13 protein-coding genes are annotated in these 20,295 nt (G+C 61.3%); 11 read left to right on the top strand and 2 right to left on the bottom strand.

Annotated features, from left to right (window positions below; genetic code table 11):
- Window positions 1-126 precede the first annotated feature (126 nt).
- Window positions 127-819, bottom strand: coding sequence for a helix-turn-helix transcriptional regulator (locus KVT37_RS30095; protein WP_217578653.1), 693 nt, complete (start codon window positions 817-819; stop codon window positions 127-129).
- A gap of 244 nt (window positions 820-1,063) precedes the next feature.
- On the opposite strand from KVT37_RS30095, the gene KVT37_RS30100 reads away from it, so the two are divergent.
- The gene (locus KVT37_RS30100) at window positions 1,064-2,806 is read left to right on the top strand and encodes a sensor histidine kinase (RefSeq protein WP_217578654.1); all 1,743 of its coding nucleotides are present in this window, start codon (window positions 1,064-1,066) and stop codon (window positions 2,804-2,806) included.
- On the opposite strand, the gene KVT37_RS30105 is transcribed toward KVT37_RS30100, so the two are convergent.
- The gene (locus KVT37_RS30105; RefSeq protein ID WP_217578655.1) at window positions 2,803-3,477 is read right to left on the bottom strand and encodes a response regulator transcription factor; all 675 of its coding nucleotides are present in this window, start codon (window positions 3,475-3,477) and stop codon (window positions 2,803-2,805) included. The two genes, KVT37_RS30100 and KVT37_RS30105, sit on opposite strands and share 4 nt — an antisense overlap.
- A 590-nt stretch (window positions 3,478-4,067) precedes the next feature.
- Between KVT37_RS30105 and KVT37_RS30110 the strand changes: the two genes are divergently transcribed.
- From KVT37_RS30110 to KVT37_RS30155, 10 genes are all read left to right on the top strand, one after another.
- A complete protein-coding gene (locus KVT37_RS30110; RefSeq protein WP_217578656.1) occupies window positions 4,068-4,790 on the top strand; it encodes an NDP-sugar synthase in 723 nt (240 codons plus the stop codon).
- Between the two features lie 46 nt (window positions 4,791-4,836).
- A complete protein-coding gene (locus KVT37_RS30115; RefSeq protein ID WP_217578657.1) occupies window positions 4,837-5,973 on the top strand; it encodes a DegT/DnrJ/EryC1/StrS aminotransferase family protein in 1,137 nt (378 codons plus the stop codon).
- Entirely contained in the window at window positions 5,970-6,644 is a 675-nt protein-coding gene (locus KVT37_RS30120) for a sugar transferase (RefSeq protein ID WP_217578658.1), read from the top strand. The genes KVT37_RS30115 and KVT37_RS30120 overlap by 4 nt, the downstream gene beginning before the upstream one ends.
- Before the next feature lie 62 nt (window positions 6,645-6,706).
- Window positions 6,707-7,711 (top strand): SDR family NAD(P)-dependent oxidoreductase, encoded by a 1,005-nt coding sequence (locus KVT37_RS30125; RefSeq protein WP_217578659.1) that lies wholly within the window; start codon window positions 6,707-6,709, stop codon window positions 7,709-7,711.
- A 230-nt stretch (window positions 7,712-7,941) separates the two neighbouring features.
- A complete protein-coding gene (locus KVT37_RS30130) occupies window positions 7,942-9,204 on the top strand; it encodes a polysaccharide biosynthesis/export family protein (protein ID WP_217578660.1) in 1,263 nt (420 codons plus the stop codon).
- A gap of 356 nt (window positions 9,205-9,560) precedes the next feature.
- Window positions 9,561-11,312, top strand: a complete 1,752-nt coding sequence (locus KVT37_RS30135; RefSeq protein WP_217578661.1) for a type I secretion system permease/ATPase — start codon at window positions 9,561-9,563, stop codon at window positions 11,310-11,312.
- Window positions 11,313-11,323: 11 nt separating this feature from the next.
- Window positions 11,324-12,685, top strand: a complete 1,362-nt coding sequence (locus KVT37_RS30140) for an HlyD family type I secretion periplasmic adaptor subunit (protein WP_217578662.1) — start codon at window positions 11,324-11,326, stop codon at window positions 12,683-12,685.
- 372 nt (window positions 12,686-13,057) lie between these two features.
- On the top strand, window positions 13,058-13,291 hold the full coding sequence (locus KVT37_RS30145; protein ID WP_217578663.1) for a hypothetical protein: 234 nt from the start codon (window positions 13,058-13,060) through the stop codon (window positions 13,289-13,291).
- 387 nt (window positions 13,292-13,678) lie between these two features.
- Entirely contained in the window at window positions 13,679-19,168 is a 5,490-nt protein-coding gene (locus KVT37_RS30150; protein ID WP_217578664.1) for an Ig-like domain-containing protein, read from the top strand.
- 13 nt (window positions 19,169-19,181) lie between these two features.
- The coding region (locus KVT37_RS30155; protein WP_254634358.1) for an ABC transporter transmembrane domain-containing protein at window positions 19,182-20,295 on the top strand (1,114 nt) is incomplete at its 3' end.

Consider the following 20,295-nt stretch of genomic DNA (forward strand, 5'->3'; position numbering starts at 1 on the left):
CCCCGTCTGGTCATGTCATCAAGACGAAGATTTGCCGCTTGCGCGACCGAGGACGCCGAAAGACGGCAGCCACGTTCCCGCGGAAGGCGCCGCCGTTGCGCTTTCAGCGGATGATCGGTCCCGCTCTCACGGCAGGACCGAGATGCGCCCAAGAAGCGCGACCAATTCCGCCTGACGCTTGGTCTCGGTCTTGGCGAACAACGAGGCAAGCTGGGAACGGATCGTCGTGCGGCTGAGGCGCCAACTCCGGGCGATGTCCAAGGGCGCATCGCCTTGAGCCAATCGCAGCGCAAGGTGCGTCTCGGCGCCGGTCAAGCCGAACATCCGCTGCAGCGTGTCGGGATTGGCTGCGGATCTATTCTCGCGATCCAGCAATGCGACGATGCAAGTTCCCTGGGGTGCGACCACCCCCATTTCATTGATTACCACGGGCCTGTCGCCCAGGCTTTTGATCACCACCCACGAGAGTGAGCCTGGCAGGAAATGCACTGGTACGTTCGCGACCAGCCGCTTGAGCCCAGCCGCGAGCGCGTTGGCGGTGTCGGCCGCTTCGCCCTGCCTCTCAATGGTGGCTCGAGCGGCCGCGTTCCATTCGATCACCTTCTTTTCACCGTTCAGCACCAGATAGCCGCACCCGATGCGTTCGAGCATGCCGGTGATGGACTCCAGAGTCCGACGTTGCGACCCGTCGGCCGGATCGTCGGATCGATCCGGGGTGCGTGTTGGATGTATTGTCCGTGATTGCCGCGCATACGCGTTTTTCAGCACAACATACCGACTGCCGGCAACCGCGTCGGCGTGCCTTTCAATCAGAGCCATTTTTGTACCCGCCCTACTGTACCCACTCTCCGCAATTACTTGCGGTTACTCACTTTCTCTTTGATCCCTGTGATTCCCCTGACCTAAATTTCGACGTGCTTGATGTGTCTGCGACAGGATTGTGGCCGGCCGCAACTCACGTGATTCTATTCGTCGGCTAAGGCATGGCAATCCCGCAGTGGTATTAAGCCACCCCCGAATGGCCTAGTCTCGACGAGCTAGTCCTAAGGTTGTAGTCTGTTGCATGGGCTCATATCTGCGCTGGCTGAATTCGACAATGCCGGGGACACCGCCAGCCCACGTGGCTTCCGCAGCGATTCTGGCAGCTTCAATAGTATTCGAAGCAACGAACTCAATACATATCGGGCAGGATGGAGCTTTTATCTCCTTCATTCCCGCGATTATTATCATTGTATACCTCGAAGGCCGGTCGGCCGCGATAGCCGCGACGCTCCTGATGGCGGCGGCAGGGCTTTGGGCCCGGCGAGCATTGAATTCCCAGATCTCCTACGAAGACTGGACCCGCGCCGTCCTGCTTCTGGTCTCAGGTGGGGTAATATCGACGATATTCCACCGCCTGCGAACCGACTTGAGCGAGGCACTGGGGGTCGCTGAGGCAAGGCTCGCGACCGTGCAGGAAACCGAGAGACGCTATCGATGGGCGTTCGAACGGGCCGCCATGGGTTTCGCAAACAGCAACCGGCGCGGCGAGTTGCTGCAAGCGAACGAACGCCTTTGCGAATTGACGGGTTATGAGGAGATGGAACTCGCCCAGTTGCCGCTCGAGGCACTCATTCACCCTGATGACCGGGGTGAGGTGCGGGGACTTATGAGAGATCTGGGTCGCGACGCCGCTTGGTTCGGTGCGGAGGTTCGCCTGTTGCGAAAGGATGGAGAGACGTTCTGGGCCCGTCTGACTTTGTCTTCGTCCCCGCACGACGAAGGTTTTGCCGACAGCGTGTTTGTCGTGGTCGACGATATTTCCGAGCGACGAATCGCACGCGAGACGCTGCGGGCGCAGAAGGAATGGCTCGATCTCGCTCTATCCGCCGGACGCATGGGCACTTGGCGAATGGATCTCAATGACTGGACAGTCAGTGGCTCCGCCAAGTTCTGGGACATTCTGGGCCTACCGCCAACTCCCACTCGCCGCCTGGCGGACCTTTCCGCTGTGGTGGACCCGGTTGATTGGCCCAAGCTGACGGCTTCGATCAAAACCTCGACGACGGCGAATTACGACATCGAGATTCGCGTCCGGCGGCAGGATGGGCATGTGCGCTGGATTGCCCTGCGCGGACGCAAGGAAAAATACGATGATCGTTCGCTATACATCGGGGTGGCCGCCGACCTCACTGAACGTCGGCAAACCACGCTCCTGCGTGCGGCCGCGAAGAAGCGCGAACGCACCATGCGCGAGGAGCGCCATCGCTTCAGCAATCTGTTTCCGGTGATCACGGCCCTGGTGAGGATGATCAATGCTCCGGACAACGACATTGCCAAATACAAGGAGATGCTGATTGACCGGATCAGAACCCTGGAGGCCACGCATCTGCTTCTCTCGCGCCACTCGAGCACTTCCGGCGCGCTTCATGATCTCGTCGCTCAGGAGCTTCAACCGTTTGCGGAAACAAGGGACGTAAAAATCGCCGGGCCATCGCTGGTAATGCCCTCTGGAGCCGCCGAGAGCTTTGCCATGATTCTTCACGAGCTGACGACCAATTCGGTAAAGCACGGCGCGCTAGGCGGTGGCGAGGGTCGCGTCGAGGTGACGTGGGGGTTCGCGTCGGCCGACGCTGGCAGCGACGTCGTGTTCGATTGGGTGGAATCGGGACAACGAAAGCTCGCAAGCGTCGTTCGCCATGGTTTCGGTTCCATGATTATCGGCATGGACGGTGCGCCACTGGTCGGTCATTCGCCAGAATTGGAGATATCGGAGCACGGGTTCCGATATTCGCTGCGGCTGTCGCGGAAAGAAATCGAACTCTAGCCTTCGTTGTTCGCAAGCCAGTTTTGCAGCAAAACGGCTGCTTCCGTTCGGTTTCGCACGCCGAGCTCGCGCATGATGGCCGCCGCGTGGATTTTCGTCGTCGCTTCGGCAATCTCCAATTTGCGGGCAATCTCTTTGTTCGAGTACCCTTCCGCCATGAACTTCAGAACTTCCCTTTGTCGCGACGTCAACCTGGCGAGGCTGCCTATGCCGACGCGCCGCCTGGCCGAAAGTCTCTCCGTGGACGGATGCGTCTGACCTTGCCCGTCGGACGCGCGCGACAGAAGTGCCGGAACGTAGATTCGGCCGGCGAGCATCTCGTTCACAGCCAGCACCACTTCCTCGTCCCTTTGCGACTTTACGATGTAGCCGTGCAGCCCGATCGAAAGGGCTTTGAGTATTTCGGCGCGCGAATCATCGGCGGAGACGATCGCGAAATGTGTATGGGGATAGGCGGACATCACGTCGCCGAGTATCTCCTGATCGAAGAGCCCCGGCATGTTCAGGTCGAGGATAGCAAGATCGATCGATGCCTGCTGCTCCAACAGGGTGATCACGGCGTCGAAACAGGACGCATCGAATATTTCGGCGTCTGGAACGCCGGCGGTCAGTGCCAATCGCAAGCCGCGACGATACAATCCGTGATCGTCGGCGATGACGATCCGATGCATTTTGCTACCCCAACGCTTATCGGCAAGCATACCCTTACGCGCTCGCCGCCTTCCATTACCCTGCATGCACCAACCGTGACAGACTTAAATTCGTGGCCAGTCACTAGCTGTCGCTTCAGAGCGTGGCCTGCGGTGTCCCCTCGCCCGCAAACATCACATTGCTAATATAATCTTAATTCGCAAAGGGAAAAGCGTCCTTTGTTAACAGTTACGTGAAATTCGCTCGATGTCGGGTTCCGAGCTCGGGACGATTTCAATAGGACGCGGTCCTCGTAGCAGGCCGGCATCACAACCGGCGGATTCCTGCGCCCTTCAATGCCATAGGGATTCAATTCGTGATTGCCTCATGATTGAGGCCTAAGCGCTAGGAGATCCGGCGGGTGCCTCGCATCCACCGACACCGGCAGCGCCGAACCGCCACCGTTCGAATGCACGACGACACTCATTCCAAGCGGCCATAACATCTACGACACGCTCTTCGGATTGGCATGGGAAGCGGGTCTTCGGAAACAGCTTTCCAGCTGGCTTGCAGCGTTATTATCAGCAAGCCGAGCGCTTGAAGATGGAGCAGGAGGAACCGGGAGGATCCAATGAAAGCGGTAATACAATGCGGTGGAATGGGAACGCGCCTTCGGCCTTTCACGTCGGTCCTGCCGAAGCCGCTCATGCCAATCGGCGCGCGCCCCGTTCTGGAGTTGCTCCTGAAATGGTTGCGCCGCAACGGCATTGAAGACGTCTACATCACTACCGGATATCTGGGGCACCTGATCCGCACCGTCTGCGGCGATGGATCCCAATGGAACCTGAAGATCCGCTACACCCAGGAGATGGAACCGCTCGGCACCATCGGCCCGCTCTCTTTGATCAGAGACGAGTTGAATGAGCCGTTTCTCGTCCTGAACGGCGACGTACTGACGGATCTCAGTCTCAGTCGCTTTGTGGCGGCGCACCGCAAGCACAAGGGTCCGGTAACAATCGCCACGACTTGCCGCCACATCAAGATGGATTTCGGTGTCATAGATGAAATCGACAATACAGTTCAGGTATTTCGCGAAAAACCGACGCTTTCTCACCTTGTAAGCATGGGAATATACTGCATGGATCCGAGTGTCTTGCAGTATATTCCCTCCGGCGTACCGTTTGGGTTCGACGATCTTATGCTGCAGATGATGCAGGCGGGTACAGTCGTGCACGTATACAAGCACGAGGGTCTCTGGCTCGATATCGGCCGCGTCGATGATTTCCAGAATGCGCAGTCCATCTCGTGGGAAGAGCAGTCGGCTTCGATCGAAGTCGCAGCCGCGGCCGCGTGAGGCAACGGTTGTCGCAGGGCGTCATACAACCGCCAGGGAGGTCACGATGCTCTTGGTGAGTGCCCCGATCCTGGGCTTACCGGAAAAAGTCGCGCTGTCGAAGGTAATTGATAGCGGTTGGCTCACCATGGGCGAACGGGTACGTGCCTTTGAAGAGGCCTTCGCGCATGCCCATGGCGCGGAGGATTGCGTTGCGGTCAGTTCCTGCACGGCCGCGCTGCACCTGATACTGCACGCGCTCGGGATCGGCCCGGGCGACGAAGTGCTGGTTCCTTCACTGACCTTCGTGGCGACGGCGAATGCTGTGTTGTATGTTGGGGCGACACCGGTTTTTGTCGACATTGAGTCGACCGACGTGCCGCTAATGTCGCTTGCCGAAGCCGAGGCACGCTGCACACCGCGCACCAAGGCGGTCATTCTCGTTCACTTCGCAGGCTACCTTGCCAATCGCGAACAATGGCAAAGGTTCGCTCGCACGCGGGGGCTGCACATCATTGAAGATGCCGCGCATGCACCTGGCTTGAAAGAAGTCGGCACCTTCGGTTCGGCAGCTGCATTCAGCTTCTATGGCAATAAAAACATGACGACGGGAGAAGGCGGTGTCGTCATCGCAAGAGACCTCGATCTGCGCGAACGGATTCGCCTGGCTCGCGCGCACGGAATGTCCACGACAACACATCAGCGCTTGAACAGCCGCACCCCGCAATACGACGTGACCATGCTCGGCTTCAACTACCGCATGGACGAGATGAGGGCCGCGATCGGCCTCGTACAGCTCCAGAACTTGCAAGAATGGAACGAGATACGGCGGATCCTGACGGTGCTGTATCGACGCCTGGTTGCAAACTACTGCCCGTCCGTGACGGTTCCGTTCAGCGAACCGCGGACTTCCGCCTACCACATCATGCCAATCATCCTGCCGCGCTTTGCGAGGAGGCAAGACGTCATCGACGAACTGCGGAACCAGGGAATACAGACGACTATCCATTATCCTCCCGTCCACTGGATGACGCTCTATCGCGAGCGCTTTCCCGGAACCCATCTGCCATTGACGGAAGACTTCGCCCAACGCGAACTCACAATCCCATTGCATCCTCAGATCACGTCGTCGGCGGTCGAGGCGGTCGTGTCCGCCCTGGCAAGCTCGCTTAACGGTGGCAGGCAGGCAGGAACAGCGGCATGAACGCTTCCGATCTATCGCTGCATCGATATTTCAGCCCGCGTCCCAGCCACGGGTTCGCAAGGCGGTCAATCGATCTGACCGTCGCGATGATGGCGGGCATGGTGCTGTCGCCACTGATGCTGTTGATCATCGTAGCCTTGCTGCTGGAAGGCGGCTGGCCCTTCCTGTTTGTTCAGACTCGCATCGGAGCAGGCGGCCTACCGTTCCGCATGTACAAGTTCCGAAAGTTCGCTGTGCGGTGCAGCCCGAACGGCCTTCCGCTGACTGTCGCCCGCGACAGCCGCATGACGACGATAGGGGCTCTGCTTGCCACCACCAAGTTCGACGAACTGCCTCAGCTCTGGAATGTCCTCAAGGGCGACATGGCGATTGTCGGCCCCCGACCGGAAAGCCTTGTCTTCGCGGATTGTTTCCGTGAGGGCTTCGAGAGCCTGTTGCAATACAGGCCGGGCTTGTTCGGCCCAACGCAGACACTTTTCCGGCACGAAGCCCATCTGTATCCGCAGGGCGTGGATCCCGTGCTGTTCTATCGCGAGATCCTGTTTCCCGCCAAGGCGAGGATCGACCTTTCCTACTACCCGAAGCGCACGATCCTCTCGGATATCGCCTGGATTATCCGTTGCTTCCTCGCAGTCCTTGAACGGGCACCGCCTGCCGGCGAGAGGCTCTGAGATGCGCGAGTCCTGTCGGATCGACGAGGCCGGTTCTGCTGGACGATGATGGAGGCCTAGCCATGGGCTACGAGGGAAAGAAGGTTCTTGTCACAGGCGCGGACGGATTCATCGGGTCGCACCTTACCGAGGCGCTGGTTCGAAACGGCGCCGATGTCACCGCGCTGGCCCTTTACAATTCATTCGACAGCCATGGCTGGCTCGACGACCTGCCAGAGAGCGTTCGAAAACAGCTGAAGCTCGTCCGCGGCGATGTTCGTGACAGCGCATTCCTCAACCGTGTCATACGCGGCCAGGCCGTCGTGTTTCACCTGGCGGCACTGATTGCCATTCCATACTCATATGCAGCCGCACAATCCTATGTGGAGACCAATGTCTTGGGCACGGTCAATGTCCTCGAAGCAGCGCGTCAGTGGGAGACGGAACGCGTGGTGCACACCTCCACCAGCGAAGTCTATGGCACCGCCCTGACCATGCCAATCGCCGAGACCCATCCCCTGCAGGGGCAGTCGCCTTATTCGGCGTCCAAGATCGGAGCCGACATGATGGCAGAGTCCTATGCGAGATCCTTCGATGTCCCCGTCGTCATTATGCGACCCTTCAACACTTACGGCCCGCGCCAAAGCGAACGCGCTATCGTGCCGACCGTCATACGGCAAGCTCTTGACACAAATTGTCCGGCTATCATGGTTGGCGATACCAGCCCGATCCGCGATCTCACCTTTGTCGAAGACACAGCTTCGGCATTCCTGACCGCAGGGATCGCCGAGCTCGAATTCGGTCGCCCCTACAATGCCGGCAGCCAGCGTGCCGCCACCATCGCCGAGGTGCTCGACCTGGTGCTCGAATTGAGTGGTTCGAACAAACCCATCCGCCACGACGAGAGCCGACTGCGGCCGCAGAACTCGGAGGTTCGGGCACTGCTTGCGGATTGTTCTCGCTTCGCGAGCGAGACCGGGTGGCGGGCGCAGACCAGCCTACAGGACGGGCTTGGGCGAACCATCGCCTGGTGGCGGGCCCGTCTCAGCGAGGGTCGCGTGCGCCGCCAAAAGGACTACATGATATGAGGTTGCTGCTCCAGCCTGTCTCGGCGCCGGCGTTGACTGCCGCATCCATAACCTTGGCAGTGCGGGCCGCCGAAAAGAACGACAACGGCACACATGCCTCACCATCCCCGGATGCGTCACTGGTCATCAGGTCTAGCATCTGGGGGTCGCTGGCGGTCCGGTCTACGATTTCGTCGCTCGCCTCGACTGGCCTGAGGAAGGATCGTCAAACCAAACGGAGGTTGCCGCAAATGGTGCGCGCTAGCCACATTGTTCTCGCCTGCGCCGCTGTGCTCTGCGCCGCGCATGCAGCAGTTGCGGCGGATATCGCCGGCCCCTATCAACTTTCCCCCGGCGATACGGTCGAGATCGGAATTGCCTCGATTCCCGAGCGCACGCAGCGTGCGGCGGTCCAGATGGACGGTACGATAGCGCTTCCCGGGGTCGGATTGGTCGCGGTCGGCGGCTTGACATCGGCCCAATTGCAGGCGCGCATGGAAGCCATCCTGCCAAGCAAGATTTTTCATATTCGCCTGCCTGACGGCAAGGAGCAGATGATCGTCGTAAGCCCAAGCGACGTGACCGCGGTCATCGCCGAGTACCGTCCGATCTATGTGACCGGCGACGTGCTTACCCCAGGCCAACAGGCCTTCCGTCCACTGATGACCGTCCGGCAGGCGATTGCCGTCTCGGGCGGGTTCAGCCTCCTGCGGTCGCGGACAAGCCAGACGGGGCCCGATCCCGTCGACTTGCGGCGCGACTATGAAACGCTATGGGGGGAGTATACCAAGGCCTACTTCCACGGGGCCCGACTCCGGGCCGAACTCCAGAACAAGGACACCTTCGACGTGCGGATACCGGAAGGCTCGCCCTTGCCGGACAGCATAGGTGCGGCGATCGCCCAGGCCGAGGGAGCAGCGCTCAAGATCGCCCTCAGCGACTATCAGCAGGAACAGCATTTCCTCGAAAAGGCCGAAAAGGACGCGGCGGCCGAGGTCGAGGTGCTTGCCAAGCGCCAGCAGGTCGAGTCCGAGGGGGTCAAGGCGGACGAAGAGGACCTGGCGCGGGTAACCAAGCTCTACGAAGCCGGCAACCTGACCAACAACAGATTGGCCGATGTCCGGCGCGCGCTGCTCCTGTCGTCCAGCGGAGCGCTTCAAACGTCGGTCGAGCTGATGCGAACGCACCACCAGCAGGAGGACTATGCCCGGCAGCGAGAGCACGGCGACAATCAAAGAAGGATTGGCCTGCTGAGCGAACTGAAGGAAACCGATGCATCGCTGGCGGAACTCTCTACGAAGCTTCACGCCGCCAGCCAGAAAATGCAGCCGACGGGGGCATCCGCGCAACCCCTGCCTATCGCCGGCGAAACGATCCGGACACAGGTCACGATCGTTCGCAAGGTCGGCGACGAATGGCGAAAACTTACGGTCGATGAGGACGCTGCGGTGGCGCCCGGCGACACCGTGGAGGTCAGGTTCGCAAGCGAACTCGAAAGCGCTGCCATCCAATAGAGCTCCGCGGGTCAACCGGCGGAAGATCTGAAAGGATGGCCGCTCCGCGAGGCGCCCGCGTCGCGGCAATTCGTCACTATCCCGGCTTTACTCCGAACACGCGTTCGGTCCCCGTCCGCACTGCGCGCAAGAACTCCGGCCGCGCAGCGCTCTATCCCCAGTTTCGTGAACCGGTGTCGGGTTTCTCGGCAAGGGCGTCACGATTTTGCTGCATTTTGCCAAGAGTGACGCACATTAGCGGGGATGAATGTTCGACAAGGAGGGGGAGCAAAGCTGCTCCAGGAAGGTTCCGGTTTGCCCATCATCGGCAGAGCCAATGAGCTCGCGCGGCGCTTTGGCGTGGAAGATCGCTAATCATGAGGCCAACAGAAAGGCTCGCGCCCGATCTGCGCACCGCGATGTTGAACAGTGTACCTGGCCTTGTCGGCGTCGGGCTGTTCTCGGCGGTCATAAACATCCTCTCGCTGACCGGCTCCATCTATATGCTTCAGGTCTACGATCGCGTTCTCCCGTCGCAGAGCGTTCCGACACTTGTTGGATTCACGATCGGCATGCTCGGCCTCTACGCGGTTTATGGACTGCTCGATTTCGTGCGGCTTCGGCTGCTGGTTAGGATCGGTAACCGCCTTCACCGCAACCTGCAGCCGAAGGTCTTTGCCCTCTCACTTTCCCTGCCGCTGATCAAAGGTCAGGATGCGAGCCGCGTGCAGCCGCTTCGCGATCTCGATCAGTTGCGCGGATTTCTTTCCGGGCTGGGACCGACAGTCGTCTTCGACGCTCCCTGGATGCCGTTCTACCTCGTCGTCATTTATTTGCTGCATCCTTCGCTCGGCATACTGGCAACCGCCGGTGCGCTTGTTGTCGTGCTGCTGACGGTGGCCGCCGAAATCCTGGGTCGCGGACCGGCCGCTCGTGCCTCTGAAACACTTATGGCACAACGCGATCTTGCCGATTCAGGACGCCGGAACGCGGAGGTCGTGCGAGCCATGGGCCTTTCCAAACGGCTCGGCCAGCGGTGGAACGAGATCAGTCATGCCTATCTCATGCACCAGGAACGGCTCTCCGACATCGTCGGCGCGACCGGCTCGCTGTCGAGGGCGCTCAGGATGGCCTTGCAGTCTTCCGTCCTGGGGCTCGGCGCCTACCTCGTGATCGGTGGCGAGGCCTCGCCAGGGATCATTATCGCATCGTCCATACTCCTGGGCCGTTCGCTGGCGCCGGTCGATGCGGCGATCGCCAACTGGAGAGGGTTCGTGTCCTTCCGACAGAGCTATGCTCAGCTTGCTGCCGCACTGACGGCTTTCGGCGGCCATGTCGAGCCGATGGAACTGCCACGCCCCCAGGCCATGCTTGCAGTCGAGGAGCTGACCATAGCGCCCCCGGGCCAACAGAAGCCGACCGTGATGAACGTCGGTTTCCAGCTGGCGAGGGGCGCCGGAATGGCCGTCATTGGTCCAAGCGGGTCCGGGAAAACGACGCTCGCGCGAGCCTTGGTCGGGGTGTGGAGCCCGCTTCGTGGCACAATAAGATTGGATGGGGCCTCCCTCGACCAATGGAGCCCCGAGCAGCTCGGCACCCACATCGGCTACCTGCCGCAGGACATCGAATTGTTCGATGGGACGGTGGCGGACAACATCTCGCGGTTCGGCGGCAGCGGGGACGCCAAGGGCGTGCTAGCCGCGGCCAGGGCCGCCGGGGCCGACAAGATGATCATGCGCTTGCCGAAGGGCTTTCATACGCGCGTCGGTGAAGGAGGGGCGGCGCTGTCGGCTGGACAGAGGCAACTCGTGGGACTGGCCAGGGCACTTTATGGCAGTCCGTTTCTCGTCGTGCTCGACGAGCCGAATTCAAACCTGGACGTGGATGGCGATGCCGCTTTGGCAGCGGCGATCCTGTCGGTGCGTCAGCGCGGTGGTATCGTCATCGTCATCGCGCATCGGCCTTCCGCGCTTGCCAATATCGATCAGGTCCTCGTGATGTCGAACGGCATGCGCCATTCGTTCGGCTCCCGCGAGGAGGTTCTTGCGAATGTAATCCGGCCCGTTCCACCGGGAGAGCGCCCCAGTTCGGTCGTTCCGTTGCAGAAGGGGCCGAGCGGGCGTGCGTGAGATTGGACAACATGACTGACGCGACGGCGTGGCCGCATAACCCGCCCGCCGGCCCTGGCGAATGGGCGGTGGGGACGAGCACGCTTGAAGTCCCGGACGGCATCCGCGCCACTTTGACACTGGGTTTTGCGGTTATATCGCTGCTGATCGTCGGGGGCGGACTTTGGCTCGGCCTCACCAAGGTGGCCGGCGCTGTGATTGCGCCGGCCACGGTGGTTGTCGAAAGCAACATCAAGAAAGTCCAGCATCAGACGGGCGGTACCATCGGCGGAATTTTCGCACAGGACGGCGATCATGTGCGAGCCGGCGATGTGCTGGTCAGGCTGGATGATACGCTAACAAAGGCAAACCTGCAGATAATCAATGGAGATCTCGATCGCGCGACCGTTCGTCTCGCCCGACTGGAAGCCGAGCGGCAGGGATTGCCCGAGATGAAGCTTCCGGCGGCTCTTCAAGCCGAAACGGGCGATCCGGATCTGGCCGGGCTCGTCAAAGGCGAGCAAGCCCTGTTCGAAAGCCGCGCCGCTGCCTTGACGGGGCAGAAGGCGCAACTGCAAAGCCGCTCGAAGCAGCTGCAAAATCAGATCGAGGGGCTCAAGGCGCAGAAGGCCGCTACGGACGATTCGGTGGTCCTCCTTGATCGGGATCGGGCCGATGTCGAAGCGCTCTACTCGAAGAAGCTTGTGTCCAAGGAACGAGTGAGCAACGTCAGGCTGGAGGCGACGCGGGCCCATGGAGAGGCTGGGCGCCTCGCCGCGGCGGTTGCCGAGGCCGAAGCCCGGGTCAGCGAGACCGAACTGCAAATCCTGCAACTGGACGAGCAAAAACGCAGTGACGTGACGAGCGAACTGCGCGAGACGGAAGCCAAGCTGACCGAACTCAACGAGCGCAGGGTTGTGGCGCAGGACGAACTTGCCAAGACAACCATCCGCGCCCCGCAATCGGGGACAATCCAGGAATCCTCGGTCCATACGATCGGCGGTGTGGTCGGCGCTGGGGAAGTGCTCATGATGGTCGTTCCCGATGCGGACGACCTTGTAGTGGACGCGCTAATCCCACCGTCGCGGATCGATGACATTCGTCCCGGTCAGCCTGTCTCCATACGCTTTCCGGCTTTCGATGCCGGCACTACCCCTGCCTGCCAAGGCACCGTCCGGCGGGTTTCGGCGGATCTGATCAAGGATCCCCAACATCAGCTCCCGTATTTCTCGGCCCGGATCAGCGTCGAAAATAAGACTAACTGCCTGACGGGAGCGAAGATGCTCAAACCCGGAATGCCGGCCGAAGTCCACATACGCACAGATCAGCGCAGCGTCTGGTCCTACCTGCTCAAGCCTCTAACCGATCAGATGTCCCGGGCATTCCGCCAATGACGTGGAGAAGCGGTGCGCTGGCCGTTGAGCGGCCCGGCGGCCTCTTCGGGGGGACTCAGCGGCCACCGGGCCTAACCGGCGGGGTATGGGACCTTTTTGGGGGGGCGCCGGCTGCGGCAAGTATGCGCGAGCGTCGTCTGCCAGGCATCATTCGAACGAAGACGACGCTTGTGCGCCCGGCGTCATCGGATCATGACAGCCAGGCGATCACCCCACTGGCCTATGGGCCTGTCGCGCTCGACTGTCTTCATCACAACGAAGGGCGACAAGCGCAAGTCCGCATGATCTGGTGACAGCGAGACCGGCTCGGTACCGCCGGGCGCCGATATAGTCGGACCACGTTTCCCCGGGCGATTTTGTGAGGGCGGACACATGAGCGGACGGCGACAGCAGGAAATCGGCCAATCCACGCTGGCGATCCTCCAGGCTGATTGTGCCGAGCGCGCCGCCAAGGCTGCCAGGTTGAAGTCGCTTCGCACACAGTTCCTGCTGGCGGAGGCGGATCCGCAGATATCCTTTGCCGAGCAGATCGATTGCACCCTGCTGGCCGCTGCATTGAGAGATTGCGGTGAGCGCGTTCCCCGACGCCTCCATTTCAACCGGTGATGTCCGCCGCTGGCAAGCAGTTCGGACTTTCCATCGAAAACAGATCGACGCGACATCGCGCGAAATCGTCAGCGATGGCCGAATTTCATCGACAATCGCCGGGGGCATCAGCAACGCCAGGCGCAAGAAATTCGCACGAGTGACAACGGTCTGAGGCCTTCGTCATTCGAATAGAGGGTGCGCACTACACTGCTCCGATCTATTCCGAATATTGCGTCAATACAGAAGTAACGCGCGACAGGAACCGACGCTTCTCGCATCGGTTTGCTGAAGCCGTAGCGTATCCCGCATTTGCACACAGGCAACTTACCCGATCTCGTGAGGATCGGATCGACGCCCAGGATCATCGTCGGCCGGTGATCCATCCTGACGGATCGGGGGTTCCGAATGACCAGTTCATCTCAAATCACCACTCAATTCTCCGGCATTTCCGACACTTCGAGCGATCCACCGCACAATGCGCTGGCCGTCGGTCCAAGCAACATCGTCACGGCCGAAGGATCGCAGATCGAATGGACGGACCTGTCCGGCGGCACGGTGAGTGTGGAATCGGTATACCAATTCTTCGGCTCGCTCGGGCCGTCCGCGACCAACGCCCTGTTCGATCCGCGCGCGGTGTATGACAGCGTCAACAACCGATACGTCGTCACCATTGACAATCTCGGATCGAACGGCGCGATCAGCAACATCGATATCGCCGTATCGAAGGACTCGAACCCCAACGACGGCTGGTATTTCTACTCGCTGAACACATCGCTCACGATCAACGGTCAACTGACGGCAGCCGATCAGCCGATCCTGTCGCTCGACGGCACCAACATCTACATCACCGCACCCCAATATGGGGTCAATGTCTCCGGCTTCGCGGGGACGGAACAATGGGTCATCGGCGACACGGCGGGGGCCGGCGGGGGCATCTACAATGGCGGCACGATGACCGTGGTCGCCAACCAGGTCGCCTCACCCAACCAAGGCATCGCCAGGGTCGTCGCCGGCAACAATGGCCAGACCTACTATGCCTCCGCGGAGAACACCGGCAGCCAGACCCTGATCACCCTGCAGACCTACAACCTTGCCACCAACAGCTTCGGCCCGACAACCACGGTGTCGCTCGGCAATGTCGACCAAGGTGGCGGAGGATCGGACTACACGGCTGAGCAGCAAGGAACGAGCGTCCTGCTCGATGCCGGCGACGCGAACATCCAGAACCTCGCTTATTCCAATGGCTTCCTCTACGGCGTCTCCGAGGTGATGCCGGCGGGCTCAAGCACACCTCAGGTCCACTGGTTCAAGGTCGACGTCACCAATCCGAGCAGTCCGGCCCTTGTGGCGCAGGGCAACATATCCGGGGCGGCGATCGGCAGCGGCGTTGCCACGTTCGACGGCTCGATCGCGGTCGACCAGGCTGGCGACGTCATCATCAACTACACTGCCAGCGGCCCGGGCATGTATCCCGCCGACTATTACAGCTTCATGGCGGCGGGCGACCCGTCCGGCACCTTCAGCGCCCCTGTCCTCTACCAGGCGAGTTCGAGCTATCTTGCCAATGGCGATGGTGGAAATGTCCAGCGCTGGGGGAACAATTCCTCGGCGACCGCCGATCCTTCCGATCCGAATTCCTTCTGGCTGTCGGGCGAATATGTCGCCAATGGCTGGTGGCAGACATCGGTGGCGCAGGTCGCCATCCAGACGCCGACAGCGAACGTGACCGAGCGGCTGAGCAAGGACACCGGCGCATCATCCAGCGACAAGATCACCAGCAATGCCAAGATCGTCGGCACGGGCGTGGCGAATGCCGTCGTGTCCTTCACCGTGGACGGCAATGCAGTCGCGACGACGATGACAGCCAACGCCGGCGGCGCCTGGACTTTCACGCCGACAGGGCTCACGGACGGACAGCATACGATCATAGCCAGTGAGACCGGCGCGCCGGGGAATCCCTCACCTGCTTCGCTGACGTTCACCCTGGACACAACGTCCCCAACGGTGGCGATTGCAAACGCGGGCGGCGCAATCGGCCAGGCGGCGCTGACGGTGACGGGAACAGTCAGCGATCCCGATGTTTCGGGCCCCGGCTCGACGGTCGCCATATTCGACGGCACGACCCAGGTTGGAACGGCGATCGTCCAGGCGGACGGGACCTGGAGCACCGGCATCAGCTTGACCAACGGCACGAACAGCTTGACAGCCAGGGATACGGATGTGGCGGGCAATGTGGGGATCAGCGCGCCCGTCACCTACACGATCACGATGCCGTCATCGTCGATCCAGACCATGTTCGCAGGCATCTCCGATCCATCCGACGACCCGCCGGACAATGGCCTCGCCGTGGGGCCGGGCAACATCGTTATGGCCGAAGGGCAGCGGGTCGAATGGACAAATCTTGCCGGCGGCGCCGTCACCAACATGTCGGCCTACAACTTCTTTCCTCCGCTCGGCGGCGCCGCCTCGTGGACCGGCTCGCTGAAAGACACTTTCAGCGCATACGACGCAGTCAACAATCGGTTCGTGTACAGCACCGAAAATCTCAATCCGCATACCAGCCCGGGCAGCACCAGCGAAGTGTTTGCCGTCTCCAAGGATGGGAACCCGAACGATGGCTGGTTTTTCGGGTCGATCAACACCTCGACGACCATCAACGGCGTGGCGACCGAATCCGACGAGCCTACATTGGCTGTCGACGGAACCAACATCTACATCGCGTCTCCACAATATAACGCTACTGGTCCTGGTTACATGGGATCGGAATTGTGGGTGATCGGCGACACGGCCGGAGTGGGCGGAGGCATCTATAACGGCGGCACAGCGACCGTCATAGCGACCCAATTGACTGATCCCAACCTGGGCGTCTTCCGCGACGTGGCGGGCAACAACGGCAAGACCTATTTTGCCAGCGCTTACGACAGCGGCGGCCAAAGCTTCATGGCCCTGCAGGTCTACGACGTGGCCACGAACACATTCGGCTCAGTAGCCAACATCGCGTTCGGCAACATCGACCAGGGCAACGGTGGCACAACCTACTATGCCCAGCAACAAGGCTCGAACGTCTTGCTGGACGTCGACGACGGCCGGATCGGCAATCTCGTCTACGCCAACGGCTTCCTCTACGGCACGAACGAGGTTCAATCACCGGGATCGAGCGTTCCGAATGTTCACTGGTTCAAGATCGACGTCAGCAATCCGGCAAACCCGGTGCTGGCGGCACAGGGCACCATATCCGGCGACGCCATCGGCACGAACGTGGCGACCTTCAACGGCTCGATCGCGGTCGATGCGGCCGGCGACGTGATCATCAACTTCAACGCCAGCGGTCCGAACATGCTTCCGTCGGACTACTACGTCCTGGGCAAGACCGACAATCTGTCTTTCGGATTCACCACTCCGGTTCTTTACCAGGCCAGTTCCCAGCCGTTTGCGCTGGACACCAATCGGTGGGGCGCCAATTCTTCGGCTGTCGTGGATCCCAACAATCCAAACACTTTCTGGATATCGAGCGAATATATCGCAAACAATTGGTGGCAGACCGCCGTCGCCCAGGTGGCCGTTCAAGGGCCCCCGACGATCGCGTCGATCTCGGCATCCGGGACGGGAATCGCCGGCGGCAACGGCGACCTGAATGCCGGCAGCACAGTCACGCTGACAGTGAATTTCAGCCAGGCGGTAACGGTAAACACCGCGGGTGGTTCGCCTAGACTGCTTCTCAGCGATGGCGGCATCGCGGCCTATAGCGGCGGCTCGGGCACGGCGGCATTGACCTTCAGCTATACCGTGGCCGCCGGTGAGAATACGCTCGACCTCATCGTATCCTCGTTCGATCTTAACGGATCGACCATCGCCGACGGCATGGCCAACAGCGCCATCATCTCCGGCGCCACCAACTACAACCCGGCCGGCACGTTGCGGATCGACACGACGACACCGTCGATCGCCAGCATCGCGACGTCCGGCGCCGGGATAACCAACGGCAATGGCGACGTGAACGCCGGCAAGACCGTCACGCTGACGGTGAACTTCAGCGAGGCGGTGACGGTCAACACCGCGGGCGGCTCGCCGCGGCTTCTTCTCAACGACGGCGGCATAGCGACTTACAGCGGCGGCTCTGGCACTGCGGCATTGACGTTCAGCTACACCGTCACCGCCGGTCAGAACACGCCCGACCTCACCGTATCCTCGCTCGATCTCAACGGATCGTCCATCGCCGATGGTGCGACCAACAGCGCCGATATCTCGGCAGCCACCAACTATGTTCCGGCCGGCACATTGCAGGTCGACACGACGATACCGACGATTACCGGCATCGCGACGTCCGGCGCGGGGATAACCAACGGCGATGGCGACCTGAAGGCCGGCAAGACCGTCACGCTGACGGTCACCTTCAGCGAGGCCGTGACGGTCAACACCGCTGGAGGTTCGCCGAGACTCCTCCTCAACGACGGCGGCATCGCGACCTATAGCGGCGGCTCGGGCACGACGGCATTGACCTTCAGCTATACCGTGGCCTCCGGGCAGAATACGCCCGACCTAACCGTATCCTCGCTCAGCTTGAACGGATCGACCATCACTGACCCCGCAAGCAACAACGCCAACCTCTTGGGCGCCAACAACTACAATCCAGCCGGCACGCTGCAGATCGACACGTCGGTGCCAACGATTGCGTCGATCTCCACATCCGGCGCAGGGATAACAAATGGCAATGGCGACCTGAACGCCGGCAAGACCGTCACCCTGACGGTAACCTTCAACCAGGCGGTGGCGGTCAACACCGCGGGAGGTTCGCCAAGACTTCTTCTCAACGACGGTGGAATAGCGACCTACAGCGGCGGCTCGGGCACCACGGCATTGATCTTCAGCTATACCGTGGCCGCGGGCCAGAACACTTCCGACCTGACGGTTTCCTCGTTCAGCTTGAACGGGTCGACCATCACCGATCCAGCGACCAACAACGCCAATCTGTCGGGCGCCACCAACTACAATCCAGCCGGCACGCTGCAGATCGACACCACGGCGACGATCGCCATCAACACAATAGCCGGCAACAATAACGTCAACGGCTTGGAAGCGTTGACGGGATTCGCCATCAGCGGCACCTCTACCGGTGTCGAGAACGGCCAGATCGTCACGGTCAATATCCTCAACAGCCAGAACATAGTCGTCGACAGCTACTCGACCGCGGACCAGAACAATGCCTGGTCGGTCAATGTGACTAGCGCACAGGCGCAGGCGCTCGCCGACGGCGCCTACACCGTGACCGCCGACGTGGCGGACAAGGCCGGCAATCTTGCCCCGCTCGCCACCAGGGCCTTGATCGTCGACCAAGACAAAACGCCCGAAGCGCCGATCCTGGCGATTGCCAACACGGCTCTGACCGTCCAGGCACATGGCTCGGTGGCGCTGGGCATCACGGCAACCCCGATCGATTCCGACGACAGCGTCACCTTGAGGATCGCGGGCCTGCCGAGCTACGAGGCGATCACGGCGCCGAGCGGCTACCATGTCAGCAAAGCGCTGCAATTGAACGGCACCTACACCTGGACGATCACCGAGAACTCGTCCACAGTGGGCAAGCCGATCTCGGGGCTCGCGCTGACATCGTCCTACAACGGCACGAGCCATCCCGTCGCCACGCTGACGGTCACCGCAAGCAACTCGACCCTTGGCGAAACAGCAAGCGCCCCATCCCAGACGATGACGGTCACCGATCCTCCGGCGACCACAACCAATCCAACATCGAACCTGCTTGCGCTGTTCAACCAGTATTCGGCCTGGGGCTTCCACGACGGCCATGCCGGTGCCGGGGAGATCGCCCCGGCATGGTCGCAGCATGGCGGTCACGATCTCGTGGCGCTCCTGGCAACTCCAGGTCATTTCGAGCGCTGAGAGGGATCCGGGCATGGCGTTTGGGGGCCCTGAGACCGGACGGGAGGACGACCAGGGGCTTGCCGCGCTGGTGATGCTCCTTCAGCTCAACGGCGTCGCCGCCGAAGGCCCGCAGATACGTCACAAATTCGGCCAGGCGCACATCGGCACGACGGAGATGCTGCGCTGCGCCAAAGATTTCGGACTCAAGGCTCGCAGCGTCAGAAGCGCCTGGCTCCGCCTCGCCCGCACGCCGCTGCCGGCCATAGCCTCGCTCACGGATGGCGGCTTCCTGCTGCTCGGCAAGGCTGGAGACAACCAGGTCCTCGTCCAGCGCCCCCATGCGCCGCGCCCGGAAGCGCTGTCGCGCGCCGAGTTCGAGGAGATCTGGGACGGGCAGCTGATCCTGATGGCGCGCCGCGCCTCGCTCTCCGACCTGTCTCGGCATTTCGGCATCAGCTGGTTTCTAGGCGCTATCTGGAAATATCGCCATCTGCTGGGCGAGGTTCTCGTTGCCTCCCTCTTCCTGCAGATATTCGCTCTCATCAGTCCGCTCTTCTTCCAGGTCGTGATCGACAAGGTGTTGGTGCATCGCGGGCTGAGCACGCTAGAGATCCTCACCGTCGGACTGGTTGCCATTGCGGTCTTCGAGGCAATTCTCGGCGGTCTGAGCACCTATCTCTTCGCCCATACCACCAACCGCATCGACGTCGTGCTCGGGGCGCGGCTCTATCGCCACCTGACGGCGCTGCCGCTGGCCTATTTCCAGGCGCGGCGCGCGGGTGACTCGATCGCCCGCGTGCGCGAGCTGGAGAACATCCGCAACTTCCTCACCAGCTCGGCGCTGACGTTGGTCGTCGACCTTGCCTTCACTGTCGTCTTCCTCGGCGTGATGGTCGTCTACTCCCCGCTGTTGACCCTGGTCGTGCTCGGCGCCTTTCCCGTCTATATCGGCGTGTCGGCCGGCGCGACGCCGATTTTCCGCAGGCGGCTCGACGAGAAGTTCAGGTGCGGCGCCGAAAATCAGGCCCTGCTGGTGGAGAGCGTTACCGGGATCGAGACATTGAAGGCGCTGGCGGTCGAACCGCAGATGCAGCGCCGTTGGGAAGAACAGCTTGCCTCCTATGTGGGCGCGAGTTTCAGCGTGC

This window comes from Mesorhizobium sp. GbtcB19 (assembly GCF_019091085.1).
Taxonomy (GTDB): Bacteria; Pseudomonadota; Alphaproteobacteria; order Rhizobiales; family Rhizobiaceae; genus Mesorhizobium.

Bases quoted from the DNA above. Each gene is read 5' to 3' on its own strand.
- KVT37_RS30095 (WP_217578653.1), bottom strand. From the start codon at position 819: ATGGCTCTGATTGAAAGGCACGCCGACGCGGTTGCCGGCAGTCGGTAT.
- KVT37_RS30100 (WP_217578654.1), top strand. From the start codon at position 1,064: ATGGGCTCATATCTGCGCTGGCTGAATTCGACAATGCCGGGGACACCG.
- KVT37_RS30105 (WP_217578655.1), bottom strand. From the start codon at position 3,477: ATGCATCGGATCGTCATCGCCGACGATCACGGATTGTATCGTCGCGGC.
- KVT37_RS30110 (WP_217578656.1), top strand. From the start codon at position 4,068: ATGAAAGCGGTAATACAATGCGGTGGAATGGGAACGCGCCTTCGGCCT.
- KVT37_RS30115 (WP_217578657.1), top strand. From the start codon at position 4,837: ATGCTCTTGGTGAGTGCCCCGATCCTGGGCTTACCGGAAAAAGTCGCG.
- KVT37_RS30120 (WP_217578658.1), top strand. From the start codon at position 5,970: ATGAACGCTTCCGATCTATCGCTGCATCGATATTTCAGCCCGCGTCCC.
- KVT37_RS30125 (WP_217578659.1), top strand. From the start codon at position 6,707: ATGGGCTACGAGGGAAAGAAGGTTCTTGTCACAGGCGCGGACGGATTC.
- KVT37_RS30130 (WP_217578660.1), top strand. From the start codon at position 7,942: ATGGTGCGCGCTAGCCACATTGTTCTCGCCTGCGCCGCTGTGCTCTGC.
- KVT37_RS30135 (WP_217578661.1), top strand. From the start codon at position 9,561: ATGAGGCCAACAGAAAGGCTCGCGCCCGATCTGCGCACCGCGATGTTG.
- KVT37_RS30140 (WP_217578662.1), top strand. From the start codon at position 11,324: ATGACTGACGCGACGGCGTGGCCGCATAACCCGCCCGCCGGCCCTGGC.
- KVT37_RS30145 (WP_217578663.1), top strand. From the start codon at position 13,058: ATGAGCGGACGGCGACAGCAGGAAATCGGCCAATCCACGCTGGCGATC.
- KVT37_RS30150 (WP_217578664.1), top strand. From the start codon at position 13,679: ATGACCAGTTCATCTCAAATCACCACTCAATTCTCCGGCATTTCCGAC.